At 68.2% G+C, this 21,856-nt stretch carries 25 protein-coding genes; 8 read left to right on the forward strand and 17 right to left on the reverse strand.

The window, feature by feature from the left end:
* Positions 1-57: 57 nt before the first annotated feature.
* Positions 58-753, reverse strand: a complete 696-nt coding sequence (locus tag ON23_RS24960; protein ID WP_051043282.1) for a hypothetical protein — start codon at positions 751-753, stop codon at positions 58-60.
* Between the two features lie 85 nt (positions 754-838).
* Positions 839-1,522 (reverse strand): lysophospholipid acyltransferase family protein, encoded by a 684-nt coding sequence (locus ON23_RS24965; protein ID WP_051043284.1) that lies wholly within the window; start codon positions 1,520-1,522, stop codon positions 839-841.
* A gap of 241 nt (positions 1,523-1,763) precedes the next feature.
* On the opposite strand from ON23_RS24965, the gene ON23_RS24970 reads away from it, so the two are divergent.
* From ON23_RS24970 to ON23_RS24985, 4 genes are all read left to right on the forward strand, one after another.
* Positions 1,764-2,642 (forward strand): helix-turn-helix transcriptional regulator, encoded by an 879-nt coding sequence (locus tag ON23_RS24970; RefSeq protein WP_223273549.1) that lies wholly within the window; start codon positions 1,764-1,766, stop codon positions 2,640-2,642.
* Positions 2,643-2,681: 39 nt separating this feature from the next.
* Positions 2,682-3,833, forward strand: a complete 1,152-nt coding sequence (locus ON23_RS39965) for a quinone oxidoreductase family protein (RefSeq protein ID WP_210743863.1) — start codon at positions 2,682-2,684, stop codon at positions 3,831-3,833.
* Positions 3,834-4,045: 212 nt separating this feature from the next.
* Positions 4,046-4,273 carry a deoxyribodipyrimidine photolyase gene (locus tag ON23_RS24980; protein WP_210743864.1) on the forward strand — a complete coding sequence of 76 codons (228 nt, stop codon included), beginning with the start codon at positions 4,046-4,048 and terminating at the stop codon, positions 4,271-4,273.
* A gap of 154 nt (positions 4,274-4,427) precedes the next feature.
* Positions 4,428-4,880 carry a nuclear transport factor 2 family protein gene (locus ON23_RS24985; RefSeq protein WP_039781163.1) on the forward strand — a complete coding sequence of 151 codons (453 nt, stop codon included), beginning with the start codon at positions 4,428-4,430 and terminating at the stop codon, positions 4,878-4,880.
* Positions 4,881-5,232: 352 nt separating this feature from the next.
* On the opposite strand, the gene ON23_RS24990 is transcribed toward ON23_RS24985, so the two are convergent.
* Positions 5,233-6,393 (reverse strand): helix-turn-helix domain-containing protein, encoded by a 1,161-nt coding sequence (locus tag ON23_RS24990; protein WP_039781165.1) that lies wholly within the window; start codon positions 6,391-6,393, stop codon positions 5,233-5,235.
* Between the two features lie 106 nt (positions 6,394-6,499).
* Here ON23_RS24990 and ON23_RS24995 point away from each other — a divergent pair, with 106 nt between their 5' ends.
* A complete protein-coding gene (locus ON23_RS24995; protein WP_039781166.1) occupies positions 6,500-6,805 on the forward strand; it encodes a hypothetical protein in 306 nt (101 codons plus the stop codon).
* A complete protein-coding gene (locus tag ON23_RS25000; RefSeq protein WP_157170288.1) occupies positions 6,802-7,014 on the forward strand; it encodes a MarR family transcriptional regulator in 213 nt (70 codons plus the stop codon). Before ON23_RS24995 ends, ON23_RS25000 begins: the two co-directional genes overlap by 4 nt.
* 771 nt (positions 7,015-7,785) lie before the next feature.
* Here ON23_RS25000 and ON23_RS25005 read toward each other — a convergent pair.
* From ON23_RS25005 to ON23_RS25015, 3 genes are read right to left on the reverse strand one after another with little or no spacing between them, the layout of a single operon-like run.
* Positions 7,786-9,036: an RNA polymerase sigma factor gene (locus ON23_RS25005; protein WP_039781170.1), complete on the reverse strand. Its 1,251-nt coding sequence runs from the start codon at positions 9,034-9,036 to the stop codon at positions 7,786-7,788.
* A gap of 13 nt (positions 9,037-9,049) precedes the next feature.
* On the reverse strand, positions 9,050-9,475 hold the full coding sequence (locus tag ON23_RS25010; protein WP_039781171.1) for a YciI family protein: 426 nt from the start codon (positions 9,473-9,475) through the stop codon (positions 9,050-9,052).
* Positions 9,476-9,492: 17 nt separating this feature from the next.
* Complete coding sequence (locus ON23_RS25015) at positions 9,493-9,837, reverse strand: DUF1801 domain-containing protein (RefSeq protein ID WP_039781173.1); 345 nt, start codon at positions 9,835-9,837, stop codon at positions 9,493-9,495.
* Between the two features lie 244 nt (positions 9,838-10,081).
* On the opposite strand from ON23_RS25015, the gene ON23_RS25020 reads away from it, so the two are divergent.
* Positions 10,082-11,455: a wax ester/triacylglycerol synthase domain-containing protein gene (locus ON23_RS25020; protein WP_039781175.1), complete on the forward strand. Its 1,374-nt coding sequence runs from the start codon at positions 10,082-10,084 to the stop codon at positions 11,453-11,455.
* Here ON23_RS25020 and ccsB read toward each other — a convergent pair.
* The 6 genes from ccsB to hemL form a co-directional block, all read right to left on the reverse strand.
* A complete protein-coding gene (gene ccsB / locus ON23_RS25025; protein ID WP_039781176.1) occupies positions 11,448-12,440 on the reverse strand; it encodes a c-type cytochrome biogenesis protein CcsB in 993 nt (330 codons plus the stop codon). The genes ON23_RS25020 and ccsB overlap by 8 nt on opposite strands.
* A gap of 2 nt (positions 12,441-12,442) precedes the next feature.
* Positions 12,443-14,146, reverse strand: coding sequence for a cytochrome c biogenesis protein ResB (gene resB / locus ON23_RS25030; protein ID WP_039781177.1), 1,704 nt, complete (start codon positions 14,144-14,146; stop codon positions 12,443-12,445).
* A gap of 5 nt (positions 14,147-14,151) precedes the next feature.
* A complete protein-coding gene (locus ON23_RS25035) occupies positions 14,152-14,973 on the reverse strand; it encodes a cytochrome c biogenesis CcdA family protein (RefSeq protein ID WP_039781178.1) in 822 nt (273 codons plus the stop codon).
* The gene (locus tag ON23_RS25040) at positions 14,970-15,548 is read right to left on the reverse strand and encodes a TlpA disulfide reductase family protein (RefSeq protein ID WP_039781250.1); all 579 of its coding nucleotides are present in this window, start codon (positions 15,546-15,548) and stop codon (positions 14,970-14,972) included. The genes ON23_RS25035 and ON23_RS25040 overlap by 4 nt, the downstream gene beginning before the upstream one ends.
* A 26-nt stretch (positions 15,549-15,574) precedes the next feature.
* A complete protein-coding gene (locus ON23_RS25045; protein ID WP_051025203.1) occupies positions 15,575-16,180 on the reverse strand; it encodes a histidine phosphatase family protein in 606 nt (201 codons plus the stop codon).
* A 200-nt stretch (positions 16,181-16,380) separates the two neighbouring features.
* A complete protein-coding gene (gene hemL / locus ON23_RS25050; protein ID WP_039781253.1) occupies positions 16,381-17,718 on the reverse strand; it encodes a glutamate-1-semialdehyde 2,1-aminomutase in 1,338 nt (445 codons plus the stop codon).
* Between the two features lie 279 nt (positions 17,719-17,997).
* On the opposite strand from hemL, the gene ON23_RS25055 reads away from it, so the two are divergent.
* Positions 17,998-18,351, forward strand: a complete 354-nt coding sequence (locus ON23_RS25055; RefSeq protein ID WP_223273548.1) for a hypothetical protein — start codon at positions 17,998-18,000, stop codon at positions 18,349-18,351.
* A gap of 11 nt (positions 18,352-18,362) precedes the next feature.
* On the opposite strand, the gene ON23_RS25060 is transcribed toward ON23_RS25055, so the two are convergent.
* From ON23_RS25060 to hemB, 5 genes are all read right to left on the reverse strand, one after another.
* The gene (locus ON23_RS25060; protein WP_143860070.1) at positions 18,363-18,689 is read right to left on the reverse strand and encodes a hypothetical protein; all 327 of its coding nucleotides are present in this window, start codon (positions 18,687-18,689) and stop codon (positions 18,363-18,365) included.
* Positions 18,690-18,779: 90 nt separating this feature from the next.
* Positions 18,780-19,019 (reverse strand): hypothetical protein, encoded by a 240-nt coding sequence (locus tag ON23_RS25065; RefSeq protein WP_143860068.1) that lies wholly within the window; start codon positions 19,017-19,019, stop codon positions 18,780-18,782.
* Positions 19,016-19,693 carry a transport-regulating membrane protein Mce1N gene (gene mce1N / locus ON23_RS25070; protein WP_063821327.1) on the reverse strand — a complete coding sequence of 226 codons (678 nt, stop codon included), beginning with the start codon at positions 19,691-19,693 and terminating at the stop codon, positions 19,016-19,018. The genes ON23_RS25065 and mce1N overlap by 4 nt, the downstream gene beginning before the upstream one ends.
* A 358-nt stretch (positions 19,694-20,051) precedes the next feature.
* Entirely contained in the window at positions 20,052-20,570 is a 519-nt protein-coding gene (locus ON23_RS25075) for a hypothetical protein (RefSeq protein ID WP_143860066.1), read from the reverse strand.
* Positions 20,567-21,544, reverse strand: coding sequence for a porphobilinogen synthase (gene hemB, locus ON23_RS25080; protein WP_039781182.1), 978 nt, complete (start codon positions 21,542-21,544; stop codon positions 20,567-20,569). The genes ON23_RS25075 and hemB overlap by 4 nt, the downstream gene beginning before the upstream one ends.
* Between the last annotated feature and the right edge of the window lie 312 nt (positions 21,545-21,856).

Genomic DNA, 21,856 nt, shown 5'->3' on the forward strand with positions numbered 1-21,856 from the left:
CCACCCTGCGCGGCCGAACCGGTGGGCCGCTGCCGTCACCTCAGAGATTCCGACTGTTCAGCGGCTCGGGCCATTCGAAGGTTGCGGCCGGTCAGGGCTCTGGCCGGTGAGGCTCCGGCCGTCGACTACCGTTCGGAGTTCTTCGGGATCCCAGAAATCTCGGACACCCGGGAGGTCGGACAGGTAGTGCAGGATGCGGTCAGGCGGCCAGCCGTGGGATTCGCCGAGGCCGCCGGCCAGCATGCTGAGGTATCGCGCGGACGGTTTGGTCAGATCGACGGTCAGCGGGCTGTCCGGGGCGGTGAAGGTCAGGACCGGAATGCCGTCGACGTCGTCCACGTGCCAGAGCGTTTCGTAGTGGCCGTCGCCGAGGTGGAGCGAGCCGCGGCGAACCACCTCCTCGGGGTCGAAGACCGGCCCGTGTCCCGGTTGCCGGTGCATCTCCTGGGCCATCAGATCGCTGAACTGGCCGACGGTCAGCAGATAGCCCCGCGCGGCCGCGCCGACCGGCCAGCCCGGCGGCGGCCGGTGAGCATAGAACGCCACACCACCGCTCCACACCGGGCTCTGCCCGGCGAAATAGACGCATCCGGGAAGTGACAGCGGACAATTCCGCGCCGGCGGCGTGGGATCGCGGAAACCCCCGTAGAGACGCGGGGTGCCCGGCGGATTGCCGCCTGCCCGGTAGTAGGTGAACCGCTTCTCGAACAGGTTCGATCCGTAAGCGGCGTACCACACGCGCTCCACGGTCATCGGAGCTCGGTTCCTTCCGGAATGGCCACATTCCGACCATACGGGAGGACACCGCGGGAGCTTCGGCACCTGCGGTCCGCCGGGCTCATTCCCGCAGGTCCTCGATGCGCCGGCGCAGGTGATCGAGTAACTTTTCCGGATCGTCGAACTCCGCCGGGTCGATGGGCGTGCCGAACTGGATTCGTACCCGCTGGCGGCGGTCGAACGCGGGGCCGTCACCTCGATTGCGACGCATCGGCAGCACTCGGTCGGTGCCCGTGGTGCCCACCGGAACGATCGGAACTCCGGTGGCCAGCGCCAATTTCGCCACGCCCGGCTTGTACGGCTCGGTGTCGCCCGATGCGACCAGCCGCCCTTCCGGATAGATGATCAGCACCCCGCCGTACCGCAGAATCTGTTCCGCCTGCGCGATCGCCGACTGCCCGGACACACTGTCGCGCCGCACCACCGGAATATGACCCAGTCGCCGCACCAGCCACCCGACCACCGGCCACGACCACAACTCGGCCATCGCGATGGCAATTGCCCTGCGCCGCAACGCACCCCACAGGAACACCGCGTCCAGCATCGAGATGTGATTGCTCGCCACGATCACCGGCCCCGACTTCGGCACCAGCTCTCGCCCCACCACGGTGACGTGCACGAAGTTCGACCACGCCAGCGTGCGCAGAATTCGTCGCACGAACTGTGTGGTGAGCCATGCCCGCTTACCCAACCCCTTGGGCCGACGCCCGGATCGCTCGCGCCGACGCCCTGGTTGTTCGCTCATTTCAACCCCCCGATTCCAACCGAACGAACTCGATTCTTCCACGGGGCACCGACAATTCCGGGTTCCGCTGTCGTGCGCCGGCGGGGACCCTTCACCGGTCGCGCGTGCACGAGCGCGCACCCTGAACTTTCCGTGCAAACCTCCACGAAAATGTGCGAAAAACCGCAAAAGACGCCGCGGTTTGCACGATTGATTCGGGCTCACGCCATCAGCAGCGCAGCCCCCTCACTATCGTGAACGAGTGAGTACTGGCGCGAGCGATGATCCGCGCGGCGTGAGCGCGCGAGATCGGCGGCGGGCAGAGTTGCGCGAATATCTGCGCAGTCGCCGCGAACGGCTCACGCCCGCCGAGGTGGGCCTGCCGGAGGCCGGGCGGCGCCGCACTCCCGGATTGCGGCGCGAGGAGGTCGCCGTGCTGGCCGGGGTCGGGGTGTCCTGGTACACGTGGCTCGAGCAGGGACGCGATATCAAGGTTTCGGGCGAGGTGCTCGATGCGGTGGCCCGCGCACTGCTGCTCGACGAGGCCGAGCGCGCACATCTGTATCGCCTCTCCGGCCTCAACCCGCCGCAGCGCGAGGCGGCGCCGTCGGTTCCGGCGTCTCCGCAGATGCAGGCCCTGCTGGACGCTTGGGCTCCGCGCCCGGGATACATCCGGGACCGGCATTGGAACTTCACCGCCGTCAACGACGCCGCGCGGCGCGTATTCGGTTACGGCGACACCGACCACAACTGCCTGGTGTCCTACTTCACCAATGCCCGCTACCGCGTCCTGCATCAGCAGTGGGCGGAGAACGCGCCGGGCGTGGCGGCCGGCTTCCGCGCCGACTCCGCACGTTATCCCGACGATCCCGAATTCGACCGCATCGCCACCGATCTCGCGCAGGTGAGCCCGGAGTTCGCCGAGCTCTGGGCGCGGCACGACGCCGCCGAACACAGCGTCGCGGTGAAGGCCGTCGAACATCCCGAGGTGGGCTTGCTGATCTTCGACGCCACGCTGTTCCCGGTGCCCGACCACCCCGGCCACCACCTGATCCTGCACAATCCGCGCCCCGGCACCGACACCGCCGAACGCCTGGAACGGCTGTTGCAGCCTGGTGGTCTCACACCCAGGATGAGCTGACACTGCCTCCTCGCCTTCCGCGCGCCGAGGATCGTCCTCATGAGCAATGCACAGATGCAGGCGATCACCATTCCCGAATTCGGTCCCGCGGAGGTGCTGCGGCCGGCCACCGTCGACATCCCGGAACCCGGCCCGGGCCAGGTCTCCATCGACGTCGCCTATGCCGGAGCCAACTTCGCCGAGGTGCTGTACCGGCAGGGCGTGGTCGGTGTGCCGTTGCCGTTCGTGCCGGGTATCGAGGTCTCGGGCCGGATCCGTAGCGTCGGACCCGACGTGACGGGGCTGACGGCCGGCCAGCCGGTCGCGGCGCTGACCATCGTCGACAGTGGCGGTTACGCCGAGGTCGTGGTCACCTCCGCCGCCTTGGTCGCCCCACTCGACGGCCTCGACCTGAGCCTCGATATCGCGGCGGCGTTGCCTTCCAACAGCACCACCGCCCTTCTCGTTCTCGATCGCGTGGCGCGGATCGAGCCTGGCGAGAGTGTGCTGGTCCATGCGGCGGCCGGCGGCGTCGGCAGCCAACTCGGCCAGGCAGCACGATTGCTCGGTGCGGGCCGGGTGGTCGGCACCGTCGGCAGCGCCGAGAAGATCGACGTAGCCCGATCCTTCGGCTACGACGAGGTGATCCTGCGCGAGAACATCTCCAGCGCAGGCGAGTTCGACATCGTGGTCGATATGGTCGGCGGCCCGGCCCGACGCGCCGGCCTGGACCGGCTTCGCCCCCCTGGGCCGAATGATCGTGATGGGCAACGCTTCCGGCGCCGAGGATGTCGGAGTTTCCGCGAACGAGCTGTGGTTCACCAACAAAACGGTCTCCGGATTCAACCTCGCCGCCTTCGCCGCCACCTACCCCGCCGAAGCGGGAGCCGCACTGCGCCGGGCCGTCGAGGCCGCCGCCCGTGGAGCGCTGCGCGTCCAGGTCGAGTCGCTGCCGTTCAACCGGGTTGTCGATGCCCACCGGCGCATCGAATCGGGTTCCAGCACAGGAAAATTGGTGTTGGCGACGGCGACGGAATGACCACCCGGACGGCGTGTGGACTCACGCCGGTCCCGTCGGTGCGCGGGTCGCTGGTGGCGGTGGGTGCTGTGCGGGTCTCGGGTCGCCGGTGGCAGATCACCGGCCGCCAGTTGCCGGTCGCGGATCACCGGCCGCCCGTCGGTCGCCTGTCGCGGGTCACCGGCCGCAGGTAGCCCGGCACGGGAACACGGGTACCGGTCGCCGGCCTCGGGTTGGGATTGCATCAGGTGGATTCCCTTCTGTTGCGGCGCGTTCAGTGGGCCTGTGGGCCTGCCGATTACGAGCGGCTGCGCCGCCGTTTGTGGCCTCGGAGCGCGGGTACTGCTGAGAAGCCGCACACCGGAATCCAATTCGGTCCGGGGATCGCGGCACAGGAGGAGTGATCATGGACTTGTTGCTGGCGGCCGCCCACACCGATCCGGAAGCGGCCGGATTCATCCTGCGCGGCGTCAAAGGAATCTTCGTCGCCATCGGCAGCATCATCGCCGCGTTCATCTGCGCCGCCATCGCTGCCGCCAAGGGCCGCAACCCGTTCGGCTGGGGGTTACTGGGACTGTTCTTCAGCATCCTGACCCTCATCGTGGTCATCGTCATCCCGAGCAAGAAGTCCTGAAAGGCTTTCGTGCACAATTCGCCCCGGAAATCCGTTCATCCGGGGCGAGTTCTGCACGGGCTCGGCGACCATCTCCACGGGGTCGATCACGGTTCGATCCGCATGACGTCGGAGGTAATGGACTTGCGTCTCCCAGACGGGCAGGGTCGACAGAGTGAACGATTCCGCTGCCACCCGCGCCGTCGTCGCGGATCTGCTGACCCGCATGGCGGGCGGCGATCCGGAAAATATTGCCGCGCTGTACGCCCCGACGAGCGACTGGAAACTGAACTGGCCGGCGGACGAGCACGGCCGCGTCGCCACCCCGTGGATCACGCACCGCTCCACCCGCGCCGACGCGGCCGCGCATTTCCGCGAAATCGCTGAACACCATGTTCCCGAAGAGGTCGGCACGGTGGTCGAACGTATCCTTGTCGACGGCCCGGATGCGGTGGTACTGGGCGAGATTCGCCAAACCGCACGCGCAACGGGACGCCCCTACCGCGCCCGCTTCGCCCTTCACCTCACCGTGGACAACGGCCTGATCACCCGTCACCACGTCTACGAGGACAGCCTCGCCGTCGCCCGGGCGTTCGCCCCGGACACCACGGCCGTCACCGCGCCGTGAGGTATCGACCACCTCGGGCCGGGATACGCGCCCGAGACGTGCGAACCCCGAACTGACCGTGCGAACCTCGTCCGCCTCGCGAGTTTTCCTCCATTCCGGCGGAAATTTGCACGAAAACTCAGCCAGCGGGCAAAAAGCCCCAGGGACGACGCGACCCCGCCGAAGCTCCGCGCCGATCCACGCCGTGAATGTCGACCGCCCCGCAGGCCGAGATGCGCGTTCGAGGTGGGCGAACACTGAACTATTCGTGCAAACCTCCTCGATTTTTCGAATTTTCCGCGATTTTCGCGGAGGTTTGCACGAATAGTTCACCCCCCACCGCCCCCCGGGGCACGGAAGGCGAAGGGTTTCGCTAGAGCCCCGCGCCGATCCACGCGGCGAACCCCAGCAATCCCTCGGATTGACGGCGCTGCGCCGCGGCGATGCCGTACACGGTTTCTCGAACCGAAGGATGCAGTCGCGTCTGCTGTGGTGCGGCGGCACGGGCCTTGTTGAGCGCCGCCAGCGCTCGATCCGGCTTACCGGACATCAACCACGCGCGCGCATTGTCCTGCCAGTGGTGGCCGACGCGGGTAGGCGGCGCTCCGGCCGGCGCGGCTAGTTGCGCGCCGTCGATGGCCGCCCGGTTCGGGTCGCCTGCTTCGAGTTCCACTGCGTGAGCATGTATGTCCACGTTCAGCGGGCCGAAGGCCGTCATGTACAGATCGGTCTCGCCCGTGTGCCCGGCCAGCTCACGTGCCGAACCGATATGGTCCAGCGCGCGTGCGTAATTCAACGAACGCGCCTCGTTGATCGCCCCGGCGAGATGTGAGTAACCGGCGAGCACCATCCCCGCATGAGAGTCGTCCGCCGCGTCCAGCGCCGAATCGATCAGCCGCGCAGCGACTTCCGATTCACCGTAGTGCGTGAGCGCCCGTGCGCGAGCCAGTGCCGAGAACGCCGCGTAATTCGGGTCGTCGGCGAGCGAAGCATAGGTATCCGCCAGATCCAATGCCGGGAGGGCGAGCATCATATGCCCGGTGCGGCGCACCGACCATTCCGCCAGGACGTAAGCCGAAGTCAGCAGCGTGTATGCCCGTGCTCGCTCATCGCCGCTCAGATCTCGCACCGCGCCGTGCAGGCGGCGGATCAGATCCGGCAGTGCTTCGATCGTTTGACGCGTTCGATCGCTCCGGTAAAGCTGTTGCGCCGCAGTCAGTTCCGATTCCAGTTGCACCAGCGAACCCGGTTCGGCCGCTCGCGCGTATCGCCCCTCGGTGAGCAATACCGAGAGCCCGTTCACCGCGTCCGACAATGGCTTTCCGTCGTCGTACGGCGCCCCGGTGAGCTGTTCGGGCGTAATGTGCAACGCCCGCGCGACGGCCGAAATGAATCCCGGTGAGGCAACCTCTCGCCCCTGCTCGACCGCCTTCACCATCGACAACGAATAGTTCGCGCGCGCCGCCAACTGACGCTGCCCCAGACCGGCAATCTTGCGCTCGGATGCGATCCGCCGCCCCACGTGTTCGCCCATGCTCCGAGAGTAGATCGATACCGCCGCCCTGTCCCCCTGTCCCTTCACTGGTCCTCGAGGCTCCTACCTGCGCCGAATCTGACATACATAGACAGGAGGGGTAGGGATGAGAACACGTCCGACAGCGCTGGCCTGGATCGACCCGGAGGTCAGCACTGCGCCGAAGTGGGATGCGGCACAGGTGAAACGGCTCGCCCGGCACCTCGGTTACACGCTGCTCCGGCCGGCGCCGCATCGGACGATTCCGCTGCTCGACCAGGTCCGCACTGCCGACGTAGATGCGATCGTCATGCCCACACCCGCCCATCTCGACGCCCGCACTCTCGACCTGATCATGCACCTCGCGGATGTCGAAACCGCGTGCCCCCGCCTGTCTTTCGCACGATGGAACGCGTCCGGGGCGCGGGCGTGAATCCGACCGAACGCGCCGTCCTGCGTACGCTCGCGCCGGGTGGTCTCCTCACCACCGCCCAACTGCAACGGGCCACGGCGCACACCACGCGAAGCATTCGCAACGCGCTGGCCCGCCTGCAAGCGCGCGGCCTGATCGTCCCCAGCCGGGACCGCTCCCGATGGCAGCTGAGCCCGCGCGGCCGCGCCGTCGCGGCAACGGTCCGGTGATCGGCCTGCTGATCGCCGCAGGCCTCCCGACAGCCGTATTGCTCTGGGCCGCATGCTGGCCGACCCGCTCGGGCGAAACCTTGATCTGGAGACGCCCGCACTCGGCAGACGACCTCCACGGCACCGGATCGTCATCAACGGTGACGTCATCGGGCGTCCCGCAGGCCGGCATGAACCCCGCCCCGGCTCGGCACCGGTCTGCGGATGCGTCCGGAGATGTCACCGGAGAACGTCGCGACTACGGCCATCGGCGAGCCGGTACGCCGCCTCTTCGACGATCTGATCGATCTGAGACGGAAGGGCGCGGGGCCTCACCGACCACACAGCGAGGCGACCATCCCGTCCACGAAGATTCCGCGATGCCGTGGCCGCCCACGCCCACCGGCACACGCCATCGACGCGGCGGGAGAGGAGGCCGTGAGAGGAGGCAGTGCCCCACCCGCTGGGCGGCTCAGACCCGCAGAAGTGGGGCACCGGTTCATCCCCTAACAAACGGAGGCCGACGTATCCGCTCCCCGGGGAGGGCAACCTCCGCGCACCCACCGTAACCGGTATGAGGCCTCCGGTTAGGTCGCATTAATGCGATTGCAATGAATCGTTACCTCCCTGTCGATCCCGAGCCGCAACCCCGCAGGTACGGGCATCATCCGTGTCTACGCAGGTTGACGCAGCCTTGTTCGGATCAGCACTCGTCGATTCGGACCCCAGCACGAAATCGCAAGATTGCGCATCACCAGTCGGCAAGTCTCGTAACTGCCCGGCGACGGCGCCTTACCCGGCGGCCGCCAGTGCGGCGGCCATGCGGTCCAACAGCAACTGCCGTTCTTGTCTGGTGGGGGCGAGTTCGGCGGCTCGTTCCAGCTCGGCGGCGGCGTCGTGATGGCGGCCCAGCCGGGCGAGAAAATCTCCGCGTACCGCGCCGAGCAGGTGGTATCGGGCCATCCGCCGGTCGGCGAGCAGGGGCTCGGTGGCGGCCAGCGCGGCTTCCGGACCGTCGACGTGCAACACCGCGACCGCGCGGTTCATCTCGACCACGGGAGACGCGGTGAGCTGAGCGAGCGCGTCGTAGAGAGCGAGGATCGCGACCCAATCGGTCTCGCCGAAGGTGGTGGCGCGGGCATGGCAGGCGGAGATCGCCGCCTGCAGCGAATACGGCCCGAGTGGGCGCGCCAGATCGAAGGCACGGTCGAGCATGCCGAGGCCGTGTTCGATCAGGGTGCGATCCCAGCGGTGGCGGTCCTGGTGCTCGAGTTGGACCGGAATTCCGTTCTCGTCGACGCGGGTGCGGAACCGGGAGGCCTGTAGTTCCATGAGCGCCGCGAGGCCGAAAACCTCCGGCTCGGTGGGCAACAGGCCGGCCAGGACTCGTCCCATCCGCATGGCCTCGGTCGCGAGGTCGGTGCGGACGATGTTCTCGCCGGAGGAGGCCGAATATCCCTCGTTGAAGATCAGATACAGCACCTCGAGCACCGCGCGCAGGCGTTCGGGCAGTTCTCCGGCCGACGGCGCCTCGACCGGGACCCGAGCCTCCGCGAGCGTGCGCTTGGCGCGCGAGATGCGCTGACCGATGGTCGCCGAAGGGCACAGGAACGCCCGCGCGATCTCCTCGGTGGTCAGGCCGCCGAACAACCGCAGCGTCAGCGCGACCCGCGACTCGGGCGAGAGCACCGGATGGCAGGTGGTGAACACCATCGTCAGCAGGTCGTCCGGAATGGGAGTGAGCGCCTCGGCGGTGACGTCCGGTAGTTGCCCGTCGCGCCCGGCGAGCAGGAGCGGCGCCTTCTTGCGCGCCGTCTCCTCCCGCCGGGCACGGTCGATCGCCTTGTGCCACGCGGTGCTCATCAACCACGCGCCGGGCCTGGCCGGAACGCCCTCGGCGGGCCACTGCTCCAGGGCGGCGACGAATGCCTCGGAGACCAGGTCCTCGGCGATGTCGAGGTCGCCGATGCGGCGGGCGAGCGTGGCGATCAGCTGAGGTGCCTCGATCCGCCACAGCGCCTCGACCGATTCGCGCAGTTCCATCGGCCCGCCGGGTTCATTCCGAGGGCCGGTGCTGCAGCTGCTCGCTGCGGGCCAGGGTCTCGGCGTCGACGGTTTCGGCGAAGTCGTCCATATCGAAGAGCGGGCGAATCTCCAGAACCTGGGAATCACCGTACGACGGATCGAACGGGCAGCGCTTCGCCCATTCGACGGCCTCCGCCAGCGAGCTGACCTCCCAAATCCAATATCCCGCAATGACTTCCTTGGACTCGGTGAACGGACCGTCCACCACCGAGGTCCCGGAAGTCGAGAAGCTGACCTTCGCTCCGGTGCTGCTCGGCTGGAGGCCTTCGCCGCCGAGCATGATGCCCGCCTTCACCAGCTTCTCGTTGAACTCCCGCATCTTCTCGAACATCTCCTGGGTCGGCTGCCCCTTGCCTTCATCGGCGGCATCGCCCTTGGTCATCACCATCACGCGCATGACGAAACCTCTTCTCCTCAGTTGGTGCCCGCGACGCGGCGCAGCAGGTCGGCGATGAATCCGGAATCGACAGCGTCGCCTTCGCGGAAGTCGACGGCCTTGCGCTCACCGGACCCCAGCGACCGAAGCACCCCCGGCACCGGCTCGATCTCCTGTGCGCCGAAAACCATGAACGAGACCTTAGCCGCGGCCACATGCAACACGGCGACGTTCGTCCCGTCGACCGTGAAATGTGGCTTCCCGTACTGGAATACCTCCGCGACGCCCGGCAGAGTGCTGTGCACGGTCCGGCGCAGGTTCGCGCAGATTCCGCTCTGCCAGGCTTTCTTGCCGTCGATATAGGCGGTGACGTCGGGGTTCATCTCGTTCTTCCCTCTGTGGCTGAGCCGGCCGGTCCGGCTCTCGACAAGTCCTTCGCGCGCCCCTCGGGGATTTCGACATGGAAGGAAAACTTTCTTTCGGACCGGCACGAGTCCTTGGTCACGGCGGCACCGACGTTCGGCCCTACCGGCGCGACGGGTGCGGTGCATACGGTCGAGACACGAGCGGCGCCGGGAGTCGCATCCGCGGCGATCACGGCGCCGGGTCCCCAGCGAAGGCACGCCGATGACGGACACGCGCGAATCTCACCTCAGCCAGTCCGACCTGTTCTCGTGGAGCATGGAGCGCGACGCGATCCTGCGCTCGACGATCGTCTCGGTCGTGATGCTCGACGCCGAGCCCGACTGGGAACGACTGGTGCAGGCCGTCGATCGCGGCACCCGGGTGGCGCCCCGCTTCCGGGATCGGCTGGTCGCCCTGCCGGCCGGTCTCGCGCCGCCGCGCTGGGAGGCCGATCCCGGCTTCGACCTGTCCTGGCATATGCGCCGGGTCGCACTGCCGGCCGCGCTCGACCGGACGGCGGTGTTCGAATTCGCCCGTGTAGAGGCCATGACGGCCTTCGATCCGGTCCGCCCGCTGTGGCAGGTGACCGTGCTCGGCGATGTGGCCGGCGGCGGCAGCGCGCTGGTGCTCAAGGTGCACCACTGCCTGACCGACGGCTTGGGCGGCATCCAATTGGCCAACGAGATCGTCGATTTCACCCGCTCCGGCGGCGAACCTCGGCCGGATCCCGAGCCCGCCCCGGAAAGCCGCGGTGGACTGGCCGACATCGTCGGATGGAACTGGGCGGTGGGATCGGAGTTGCTGCGCGGCGGCCTCGCGCATGTGCTGCCGCTGGCCCGCCACGCCCTCACCCACCCGGTGGGTACCGTGCGCGACGGGGTGGGGCTGGCCGTCTCGATCGGCAAACTGGCGCGACCGGTGGTCGGCACCCTCTCCCCCGTGATGACGGAACGTGGTCTGGCGCGCCATCTTTCGACCGTCGATGTGCCGCTCGAACCGCTGCGCCGCGCCGCCCACACTGTCGGTTGCACCCTCAACGACGCCTTCCTGGCCGGGGTGGTCATCGGGCTGCACCGCTATCACGAAGTGCACGAAACGGAGGTCGAGCGGCTGCGGGTCACGATGCCGGTCAGCGTGCGCAAGGACACCGACCCGATCGGCGGAAACCGCATCACCCTGGTCAGATTCGCGCTACCGGCCGGCATCACCGACCCGGCGGCACTGATGCCCGTACTCGACGCGATGGTCCTCGGCTGGCGACACGAACCGGCGATTCCCTATTCCGCCGCGGTCGCCGCCACCCTCAACCGGCTGCCGGTCGCCATCGTCACCGCGATGCTCGAGCACGTGGACTTCGTCGCCTCGGACGTCCCCGGCTCCCCCGTACCCATCTACATCGCCGGCGCCGCCGTCGAGCGGATGTACGCCTTCGGCCCCACCATCGGCACGGCGTTCAACGTCACCCTCATCTCACACACCGACACCGGCTGTGTGGGCATCAACGCCGACACCGCCGCCGTGCCGGACGTGGAAATCTTCACCGATTGCCTCGCCGAAGGTTTCCACGCCGTCCTCGAACTGGCTGAAACTAGTTGAGTCCCGCGTACGAGTGCAACCCGCTCACCACGATGTTGATGATGAAAAGGTTGAACAGCATCGCGACGAATCCGGCCACGTTGATCCAGGCGGCCTTGGTTTCGCGCCAGCCGGAGGTCGCGCGGGCGTGCAGGTAGGCGGCGTAGATGACCCAGGCGATGAAGGAGACGGTTTCCTTCGGGTCCCAGCCCCAGAAGCGGCCCCACGCGCTTTCGGCCCAGATCGCGCCGAGGATGATGCCGGTGCCGAAGAGCGGGAAGGCCACGACCGTCGTGCGGTAGGCGAGGCGGTCGAGGGTGCGGGCGTCGGGCAGGCGGCGAGCGAGGGCGCCGAGCGGGTTGCTCGATTCCTGACCCTCCGGCTGGTTCATGCGCAGCAGGAACAGCAGGCTCGCCACACCGGAGAGCATGAAGATGCCGCTGCCGATGCTGACGATGGTGACGTGGATCGGCAGCCAGTACGACTTCAGCGCCGGAACCACGGGCGCGGCGTCGGCGTAGAGCACCTGGCCGGCCAGGAACATCAGGATCAGCACCGGGACCAGCAGGAAGACCCACATCGCGCGGTACCGGCGGTCGTGGATGAACACCAGGCCGGTGACCATCGCGGCCGCCGTCGCCATGGTGATGAACTCGTACATGTTGCCGAGCGGGAAGCGGTGGGTCGCGAAGCCACGCAACACGATCGAGGCCAGATGCAGGCCGATCGCGACGAAGAGGACGGCGAACGCCATATTGCCCAGCTGCTCCGCCAGCGAACGCTTCGGCGCGGGCTCCAGCTTGCCGGGGCCGATCGGCCGGTCCGCGCTCACACCACCGGAGGCTCCGACGCCGACCAGTTCGCGCTCACGCTCCTGGGCGCTGGTCACCTTCTTCTTCGCCGAGGCGTACTGCACGATCAGCATCGCCAGCACCAGCAGGTAGACGACGAACGCCGTCTTGAAGGCGAGATTGCTGTAACCGGCGAGTGTCTCGTCGATCGGCATGTTCACTCTCCCGTGCTCTCGGTCCGGGCGACCGGGCGCTGATCCGCGGGGCGGCCGGTATCGGTGCGGTCGGAGCCGAGCAGCCGCGTCAGCAAGCGGTCGAACTCGCCGCCCCAGCCCGCCTGGTCGGTGCGGGCCAGCCCACCCATTTCTACTACAGTACGTCGTTCACCGGAACGATCGTCGTCCGGGCCTTCCGGATAGGCGCGCAACCAGATCCGCCGCCGCTTCACCACCAGCGAGACCAGTAGTCCGGCCATCATGGTCAACGCACACACCAGGACCCAGCTCTGTGCCGGATCGTGGGACACCTGCAGATTCGCGTACTGCTGCGCGCCGTCGAAAGTGACCTTGGTGCCGTCGGCCAACGTCGCCGATTCACCGGGCCGCAGATTGACCCGCTGCTGCTTGGTCAGCCGGCCCTGTTTGATCATCTCCGGATCGAGCGAGAACAGCGACTGCGCGCGCCCGGTGTCGAGTCCGGTCTCGCCGCGATAGATGTCGATCGCCACCGCCGGATCGGTCAGGCCCGGATACGAGGAGGTCAGCAGGCTGCCGTGCATCAGCGCGGTGGGCGCGAACAGGCCCTCGATCGCGATCTGGTTCTTGCGGCGCTCGTCCTCGCTGCCGTACATGCCACCCGGCGGGTCGAACCGCATCACACCGCTGGACAGGAAGGTGGCGCCGTCGTCGGGCCGCCACTGGATGGTCTCGGTGCGCTTCTGCCCGTTCGGATAGGTGACGGTGAAGGTCGGCGCATACCCGTGTCCCTGCAGGTAGACGCGGTCGCCGGCGACGCGCAGCGGATGGTTGACCTGGATGGTGGTGTCCCGCCAGGTGTCGGTCGCCAGATCATCGCCGGTCTGATACGAGATATTCGCGGTGAACATCTCGGCCTGGCCGTTGGGCAGGTAGTCGGCCTTGAAATCCTTGACCCGCACGCACACCGGGGTCAGTCCGGTGCCGTCGTTGACCCGCCCGGCCTTGAAGGAATCGAAGACCGCCGGCGAGGTGGTGCAGAACCCGGGACCGCCGTCGGCGACGACGATCACGTTGCCCTCGTAGCCGAACAGCTTGCCCGCCGCGATCGCGACCAGCAGGCCGACCAGGGCCAGGTGGAAGACCAGATTGCCGAGCTCGCGCAGATATCCCTTCTCCGCGGACAGCGTCATCTCACCGGGACGGCCGTTGCGCACGTCGGATTCGTCGCGCACCACCGTGCGCCAGCCGCGCAGCCCGCGCCGCGCCTGCTCGATCGCCTCGGCGGGGGTGTCGTCGGTGGTGGTCGCGGCGTGATGCGGCAGCCGGGACAGGTTGCGCGGCACCATGACCGGCGGTGTGCGCAGCGCCTTGTAGTGGTCGAAGACGCGCGGCACGATGCAGCCGACCAGCGAGACGAACAGCAGAGCGTAGATCGCGGTGAACCAGAAGCTGGAGAACACGTCGAACAGCTGCAGCCGGTCCATCCACGGGCCGAGGGTGCCGCGATCGGCGATGTACTTGTCGACCTTCTGCGGGTTGAGACTGCGCTGCGGCAGCAACGCCCCCGGAATCGCCGCCAGCGCCAGCAGGAACAGCAGCATGAGCGCGGTGCGCATACTGGTCAATCCGCGCCAGGCGTTGCGCAGCAGCGCGAACGCGCGGCGCGGCAGCGACTGGCGCGGCGGTTTCGCGGCGGTGGACGGGGGCGTCATCGTGGCAGTCATGGGGCTCAGATCGGCAGGGTTACCTGGGAGACGAATACGTTGCGGATCCATCCGACGAACTGATCCCACATCCCGGTGACCAATGCGATGCCGACCACGACGAGCAGTACGCCGCCGATGATCTGGATGGTGCGCGAATTGCGCCGGAGCCAGCCGACTCCGCGTAGCGCGGTGGCCGACCCGAACGCGAGAATCACGAACGGCAGCCCGAGACCGAGGCAGTACGCCACGATCAGCGCGACACCGCGAGCGGCCGTCGCCCCCTCGGTGCCGGCGGATACCGCCATCACGCCGGACAGCGTCGGACCCAGGCACGGCGTCCAGCCGAGGGCGAACACCGCGCCCAGCAGCGGTGCGCCGACGATTCCGGTGAGCCGGCGCGGATGCATTCTGGTGTCGCGCTGCAACATCGGCACCAGGCCGAGGAACACCAGCCCCATCACGATCGTCACCACGCCGCCGATGCGTTGCAGCAGTTCACGATTGACGTTCAGGGTCTGGATGACCCCGAAGACCGTGGCCGAGGCCAGCACGAACACCACGGTGAAACCCGCGACGAAGAGTCCGGCCGCACCCGCCACGCGCATCCGCCCGGTGCGCAGCGCGACGGCCGCGTTCTTGCCCTGGGCCTCGCCGACGGTGACCGGCGGCGCTTCGGCACCCACGAGCCCGGCCAGATACGACAGATATCCCGGCACCAGCGGCACCACGCACGGCGAGGCGAACGAGACCAGTCCGGCGAGCAGGCAGGCGCCCAACGCCAGCAGCAGCGGCCCGGTGGCCGCGGTCTGCTGGAACGATTCGCCCACCGAAGCCAACGCGCTCACTGCCGGCCCTCCTGCGCGACCTGATTCACCACCGGCAACAGATCCTCGGCCAGCAACGACCGCAGGAAGACCGCGGCGACGCGATGCTGCCGATCCAGCACCAGCGTGGTGGGGATGACGCTGGTGGGGAATTTGCCGCCGAGCGCCAGCAGGCTGCGCATCTCGGGGTCGTAGATGGAGGGATAGCCGACGTGGTTGTCGGTCACGAAGTCGCGTGCCTTGTCCTGCTGCGGATCACGCACATTGATCCCCAGGAAGGCGACGCCCTTGTCCTTGGACTGTTCGTAGACCTGTTCCAACGCGGGCGCTTCGGCGCGACACGGCCCGCACCACTGCCCCCAGAGGTTCAGCACGACGACCTGATTCGGGAAGTCGTCGACCGAGACGGTCTTGCCGGTCAGCAGATTCGGTCCCGAGAGGTGGCCGATCGTGCCGCGCGCGGCCGGTGGGTCGTACCGGATGTCGGTCTTGCCACCGGGTGAGACGAAATCGAAGGTGCCGCCCTGGGCGACCGCGTCGTTACCCGACGAACAACCGGCCAGCGCGGCGACGACCGCCACGCAGGCCAGCAGCATCGGCAGCAGACGCCGGACCGCCCCGCTCACGCCCCGGTCACCCTGGGATCCGAGCCGCCGGAAGGCTCGGAGTAGACGATGTCGATCAACGTATCGCCTTGGTACACAAGCGAAGTCAGCGAAGCCAGCGAGCACTGCCGCTGCCGCGGATCGTGCCACAGCCGCTTGCCCTCCAGGAAGCGACGCAGCGTCCACACCGGCAGTTGATGCGAGACCACCACGGCCTCGTGCCCGGCCGCCTCCACCCGCGCCTTGTTCACGGCGGCGAGCATGCGATGCGCGATCTGCAGATACGGCTCCCCCCACGACGGGGTGAACGGATCGCGCAACTTCCACCAGTGCCGCGGCTTGCGCAGCGCGCCGTCGCCGACCGACACCCGCAGGCCCTCGAAGGTATTGCCGGCCTCGATGAGGTTGTCGTCGGTGCGCACGATCAGCCCGTGCTGTCCGGCGATCGGCGCGGCGGTCTCCTGGGCACGCTGCAGCGGCGAGGCGACGACCAGGGCGATGTCGTGGTCAGCGAGGGTGCGAGCGACCGTCGCCGCCTGCGAACGACCGGTCACCGAGAGACTGAAGCCGGGCAGGCGGCCGTAGAGGATGCCCTTGGGGTTGTGCACCTCGCCGTGGCGCATCACGTGCACGATCGTCTCGGTATCCGAGGCGACGTCACCGGGGAGCGAGGGAACCTTGCCGGCATCGGCTCCCGATCCGGGGACGGGCGCCTGCGGCGATTCGGTCTCCCCGTTCGCCGCGGCCGCACCGGACGACACCGGTTCTTCGTGCGAGGGGGATTCTGTTGCGGCAGTGACGGATTCGAGCTGATCTGAGTCGCTCACGCGCGGGATCCTTCGGGTGTGGCGGCCGCGGCTGCCGCGGCGGCGGCGGGCAGAGCGGCAGCGATACGGTCGAATGCGTCCTCGTCGAGGGCGGCCGAGACGAACCAGGCCTCGAACGGGCTCGGCGGCGCATAGACGCCACGTTCCAGCAGCGCGTGGAAGAAGGCCGGGAAACGCCAGGTGGCGGTGGCCTTGGCGGTGGCGTAGTCGGTAACCGGACCCTCGGCGAAGAACACGCTCACCATATTGCCCGCGAATTGCACGGTGTGCGGGACCCCCGCGGTGGTCAGAGCCTCGGTGATCAGGGATCCGAGTCGTTCGGCGTTGCGATCGAGGGCGGCGTAGACATCCGCGTCGGCGGCGCGCAGCGTGGCCAGCCCGGCCGCCACCGCCACCGGATTACCCGAGAGCGTGCCCGCCTGATAGACCGGCCCGATCGGCGCGAGGTGATCCATGACCTCGGCGCGACCACCGAAGGCCGCGGCCGGCAGTCCGCCGCTCATCACCTTGCCGAAGGTGTACAGGTCGCCCGCCACCGGATCGCGGCCATACCAGCCCGCGGCGCTCACGCGGAAGCCGGTCATCACCTCGTCCATGATCAGCAGGGCGCCGTGTTCGCTGGTCAGCTCGCGCAGGCCGGCGTTGAAACCGGGCAGCGGCGGGACCGCGCCCATATTGCCCGCGGCCGCCTCGGTGATCACGGCGGCGATCTGCCCCGGATATTCGGCGAAGGCCGTGGCGACGGCTTCGAGGTCGTTGTAGGGCAGCACGAGAGTGTCGGAGGCCTGCGCCCCGGTCACCCCCGGCGAGGTGGGCAGGCCCAAGGTGGCGACGCCGGAGCCGGCATCGGCCAGCAGCGCGTCGACATGCCCGTGATAGCAGCCCGCGAACTTGACGATCTTGCTGCGCCCGGTGAATCCACGCGCCAGCCGGACCGCGCTCATGGTGGCCTCGGTGCCGGAGTTCACCAGCCGCACCCGCTGCACCGGATCGACCCGCGCGGCGATCGCCTCGGCCAGCTCGATCTCGGCCTCGGTCGGCGCGCCGAAGGACAGCCCGCCGGTGGCGGCCCGCTGCACCGCGTCCACGACGGCCGGATGCGCATGTCCGAGGATCATCGGTCCCCAGGAACACACCAGGTCCACATAGTCGTTGCCGTCGGCGTCGGTGAGCGTGTACCCGCGCGCCGAAGCGATGAATCGCGGGGTGCCGCCGACCGAATTGAAGGCCCGCACAGGCGAGTTCACACCGCCGGGAATGATCGCGGCGGCGCGTTCGAAGAGGCGGGCGGAGACCGGCACGTTCACCTGGGTCGCGCGCGGAGAAGAACTCACGACCACCAGTGTCGCAGCCCCCGCCGGAGCGGTCGACGACAGGGTGTAGTGGGGTGAGCCACCCCACAGGACGGGTCGGCGCATTGTACTCTCACTCGCCCGACCAGCGGTTTGCCGAGAATTTCCTCACATTCGGCCGTCGGCGCCCGCAGCGCAACACGCGGCGTAAATTTCCTGCCATAAGGGTTGTGCCCAGGTTGCCCATGCGTAACCTCGTACCCATCATCACGCTCACCGCCGGGAGGGTCCATGCGAAAAGCACTATTCGGGTTAGCCCTGTTGACAACCCTCGCCGGCTCCGTCGCGGCAGCGACCCAGGCCGCCGCCGCGGCGCCCGTCGTCCAGCCCGATCAGCAGCGCGCCGGAGTGATCCTCACCCACGACGAGACCGCCGCGCTGGGCGACGGGCCGATTCCGGCACTGGTCACGATGGTCGTTCCGGAGAGCCGGATCGGTGCGGGCCTGAAGCCGGACACCCAGCTCTATCACGATCAGAACGGCAATGTGCACGCCTCACTGCGGCAGGTGATCGAGGAGGCGGCGAGCCACCCGGACGGCAGCGTCGTGGTGATGGCGAACGTACCCGGATCGCACGGCACGCGCCTGCTCGACGTCTTCCAGCAGTGGCACTGACCGAAGGTCGCTCAGGGCACCGGAACGCCCAGGCACAGCAGGGCATAGCCGGTGGACAGCAGGCAATTCAGCGGCGTGGGAAGCAGATCCAGCAGTGAGGAAACCTGCTCGGCGCGCGGCGACACCGCAGTAGCGGCCACCGAATCGGCGACAGCCGCGGCGGCTCGGTTCTGCGCACCGGATACCCGCGGGCCGGCCGGCTCCACAGTGACCGCCGAAGTTCCCGCGCCCGACGGACTTTCAGGCGAGGCCGCGGCCACGGCCACCGGGGCCATACCGATCGCCACGGCCGCGAGAATCGTGAACGAGGATTTCCGCACCGCTCGGGTGCGCGTCATGGTGCTCATTTTCCTGCAATACCCACAACACTCGATCCGCTATCGGGCGACGCGCCGCGAAAACGGATACGGCTGTGGGAAACAGGCGTTTCAGCGCGGGCGCACCGCGCACCGCACCACCAGATCGATGGCCGCGAGACCGGCGGCCGCGACCAGCACCGTGGCCAGCGCCAGCCACGGACCGGCGTAGTGAGTGGATTCGAAGGCCGGCTGATCGCCCACCGCCGCGAACCAGGTCCGGTGCACACCGTGCCGCCAGATGGGCACGGCGGCCACCGCACAGGCCACGACCAACACCAGATCGAGCAGGATCCACAGTCGGCGCATCACGCGACATCCTCCCTACCCTCGGAACCGATCTTGCCCTCGGAAGCCACGGCGCCCTCGCTGTCCGCATCGAACGCCACCACCGAATTCTCCGCATCATCGGCGCTCGCGGCGAGCACGGCGGACTCCTTCGCCGGAGAATCCGCCGCCGCGGACTTCTTCGCCGCCGGAGCCGATTCCTGCGCGAGCCGGTCGAGTGCGGCGCTCAACTCGGCGCGCAACTGCTGATGATCGCGCGCCCAGGCCTGCACCATGGCGCCGTCGCGCAATTTCAGGCCGATGCCGCGGCGGCGGCGCGGCACTCCGGTCAGCTCGCCCAGTGCGCGGGCCGCCTCCCAGGGTTCGTCGTCCCACGATTCCTCGTCCAGTTCGGGAAAGACGCGCGCGATCGACTCCAGCGGCAGCGTTTCGGTGCCCTCGCGCAGCACCGAGTCGGTGAGTTCGACGCTGACGTGGCGTTTTCCCGCCACGACCTGCAGCGTCACGAATCCGGCGAGCAGAATCGCGCAGAAGGCGAGACCGAACCAGTGCACCGGACCGCGCCGCAGCGCGAGTTCCAGGATCAGCACCAGCAGGCAGAGCAGCGGACCGTAGGCGACCGTTCGCCAGCGGGCGCCGGGCTCGCTGAACAGCACGGAATCCGGCCGCACCGCGGCGGTGGGTTGGGCGTCGCTCACGCAAGACCTCCGAATACGACGCGCGTGCCGGACCTAGCGGGTGGCGGCGGAGTCAGCCGACCTTCCCCGGGAGCAGCAGGCCGGCGAGGGTGAGCAGTGCCAGAAGCAACAGCAGTCCCATCACCAGAACATCGCGTCGAATGCTTTGCCGCTGCTGAATCACCACGCGCATCGATGTCTCCGATCCACCGAAGCCATCCGTGCTGCGCTCTCATCGCGGTGATCGATCGATGCGACCACCGACCGAAAAACCACATCCGAAGAACAACGCACAACCAACGACTTTCAGTTCCCGAGCTATCTGTGACAACCCTCACCATACATCCCGGTCGGCACGCGACAAATTCGGCCTCGCGTCTCAGTGGCCGTTCGCTCGGAAGAAAGCTTCGGATTCCTTTCTGCGGCAGAGGAATACGGCTCCGCAGGCCAGGACCGCCTGCAATATCGCCGCGGCCCCGATCAGCACCGCCGGGCCGCCCGCGACCGCGCCGAGGCCGAACATCGACCCGACGGCGCCGAGCACCAGCACCACGGTCGCCACATCGGCAACCGTGCGCGCCCACAGTCGCCCGCGACCGAGCTCGTGCACCACGGCCACCGCGCCGATCCCGACGGCCAGGCCGTAGGTGAGCACCAGCACCTCGAGAATCGAGACCACGAGCTCCATCTGCGCCACGCTGAAGTCGGGTCGCTCGCCGTGCAGCTGGTCGTAGAAGTCCTGGGCTACCTGGCGGCGATTACCGAGACGGTCGACCGCGCCGAGGATCAGCCGCAGCACACCGAGCGCGACCACGGCCCACCAGAGCTGGCAGGCGGTGCGCACATCTTCGGGTCTGGTTCGGATGCCGGGCTCGGCCGGCATTGTCGCCGGGTTCACGACAGCCAGTGCGCGGCCTCGGTGGCCCAGTAGGTCAGCACGATATCCGCGCCCGCCCGGCGGATGCCGAGAAGCGATTCGAGGATGGCGCCGCGGCGGTCGATCCAGCCGCGTTCGGCGGCGGCCGTGATCATCGCGTACTCACCGGAGATCTGATACGCCGCGACCGGAACCGGCGAATGATCGGCGACGTCACGCAGGATGTCGAGGTACGACATGGCCGGTTTGACCATCACGATGTCGGCGCCCTCGGCCAGGTCCAGCTCGAGTTCGCGCAGCGATTCACGCCGATTCGCGGCATCCTGCTGATAGGTGCGGCGATCGCCCTGCAGCGACGATCCGACGGCCTCCCGGAAGGGGCCGTAGAACGCCGAGGCGTATTTGGCCGCGTAGGCGAGGATTCCGGCATCGATGTGGCCGGCGGCATCCAGACCCGCGCGGATCGCGCCGACCTGGCCGTCCATCATGCCGCTGGTGCCCAGCAGTTCGGCGCCGGCCTCGGCCTGGGCCAGCGCCATCTCGACGTAGCGGTCCAGGGTCGCGTCGTTGTCGACGGAGCCGTCGCCGGCCAGCACCCCGCAGTGCCCGTGATCGGTGAATTCGTCCAGACAGGTATCGGCCATCACGACGGTGTCGCCGCCGACCTCCTCGGTCAGCGCGCGCAGGCCACGGTTGAGAATGCCGTCCGGGGCACTGGCCTGGCTGCCCACCGCGTCCTTGTCCTCCGGACGCGGCACACCGAACAGCATGAGCCCGCCGACGCCCGCGCCGACCGCCTCCGCCGCGGCCTTGCGCAGCGAATCCATCGAATGCTGGTACACGCCGGGCATCGAACTGATCTCGCGCGGTTCGGCCAGTCCGTCGGCGACGAACATGGGCAGTACCAATTGCCTTGGTTCCAAGGTGGTTTCGGCGACGAGGCGACGCATCGCGGGGGTACGACGCAACCGCCGCGGGCGGTCCATTCCGGTCATAACCGCACGATACGCCGCGCGCAAGCCCGGCTCCCAGGCACCTCCCGGCCGGTTGGCGCGGATCACAGCCGGCAAATTCCGGGCGACGCGCGGGCGACCCGGCCGCGCGCCGAAACCCGTTGCGGGGCCCGATTTTTGTCGGCGCCCTCCGGTAGAATCGAAGATGTGTTCGAGGGGATTCGTCAGCAGTCGAACCGGCCTCGGTAGTGCGCTACTGCCCACGGCGCACGACCGATCGATCGGCGGTGGGACGGACTGCCCATATCCGTCCCGCCTTCGATTCCGCCCACCGACGGCCCGGCGAATCTCCAT

The sequence above is a fragment of the Nocardia cerradoensis NBRC 101014 genome (genome assembly GCF_000308535.1).
Lineage (GTDB): Bacteria > Actinomycetota > Actinomycetes > Mycobacteriales > Mycobacteriaceae > Nocardia > Nocardia cerradoensis.

What these genes read in the sequence shown, in the direction of transcription:
- ON23_RS24960 (WP_051043282.1), bottom strand. Translation starts at nt 753, where the DNA reads ATGACCGTGGAGCGCGTGTGGTACGCCGCTTACGGATCGAACCTGTTC.
- ON23_RS24965 (WP_051043284.1), bottom strand. Translation starts at nt 1,522, where the DNA reads ATGAGCGAACAACCAGGGCGTCGGCGCGAGCGATCCGGGCGTCGGCCC.
- ON23_RS39965 (WP_210743863.1), top strand. Translation starts at nt 2,682, where the DNA reads ATGAGCAATGCACAGATGCAGGCGATCACCATTCCCGAATTCGGTCCC.
- ON23_RS24980 (WP_210743864.1), top strand. Translation starts at nt 4,046, where the DNA reads ATGGACTTGTTGCTGGCGGCCGCCCACACCGATCCGGAAGCGGCCGGA.
- ON23_RS24990 (WP_039781165.1), bottom strand. Translation starts at nt 6,393, where the DNA reads ATGGGCGAACACGTGGGGCGGCGGATCGCATCCGAGCGCAAGATTGCC.
- ON23_RS24995 (WP_039781166.1), top strand. Translation starts at nt 6,500, where the DNA reads ATGAGAACACGTCCGACAGCGCTGGCCTGGATCGACCCGGAGGTCAGC.
- ON23_RS25005 (WP_039781170.1), bottom strand. Translation starts at nt 9,036, where the DNA reads ATGGAACTGCGCGAATCGGTCGAGGCGCTGTGGCGGATCGAGGCACCT.
- ON23_RS25010 (WP_039781171.1), bottom strand. Translation starts at nt 9,475, where the DNA reads ATGCGCGTGATGGTGATGACCAAGGGCGATGCCGCCGATGAAGGCAAG.
- ON23_RS25015 (WP_039781173.1), bottom strand. Translation starts at nt 9,837, where the DNA reads ATGAACCCCGACGTCACCGCCTATATCGACGGCAAGAAAGCCTGGCAG.
- ON23_RS25020 (WP_039781175.1), top strand. Translation starts at nt 10,082, where the DNA reads ATGACGGACACGCGCGAATCTCACCTCAGCCAGTCCGACCTGTTCTCG.
- ccsB (WP_039781176.1), bottom strand. Translation starts at nt 12,440, where the DNA reads ATGCCGATCGACGAGACACTCGCCGGTTACAGCAATCTCGCCTTCAAG.
- resB (WP_039781177.1), bottom strand. Translation starts at nt 14,146, where the DNA reads ATGACTGCCACGATGACGCCCCCGTCCACCGCCGCGAAACCGCCGCGC.
- ON23_RS25040 (WP_039781250.1), bottom strand. Translation starts at nt 15,548, where the DNA reads ATGCTGCTGGCCTGCGTGGCGGTCGTCGCCGCGCTGGCCGGTTGTTCG.
- ON23_RS25045 (WP_051025203.1), bottom strand. Translation starts at nt 16,180, where the DNA reads ATGCGCCACGGCGAGGTGCACAACCCCAAGGGCATCCTCTACGGCCGC.
- ON23_RS25060 (WP_143860070.1), bottom strand. Translation starts at nt 18,689, where the DNA reads ATGACGCGCACCCGAGCGGTGCGGAAATCCTCGTTCACGATTCTCGCG.
- hemB (WP_039781182.1), bottom strand. Translation starts at nt 21,544, where the DNA reads ATGACCGGAATGGACCGCCCGCGGCGGTTGCGTCGTACCCCCGCGATG.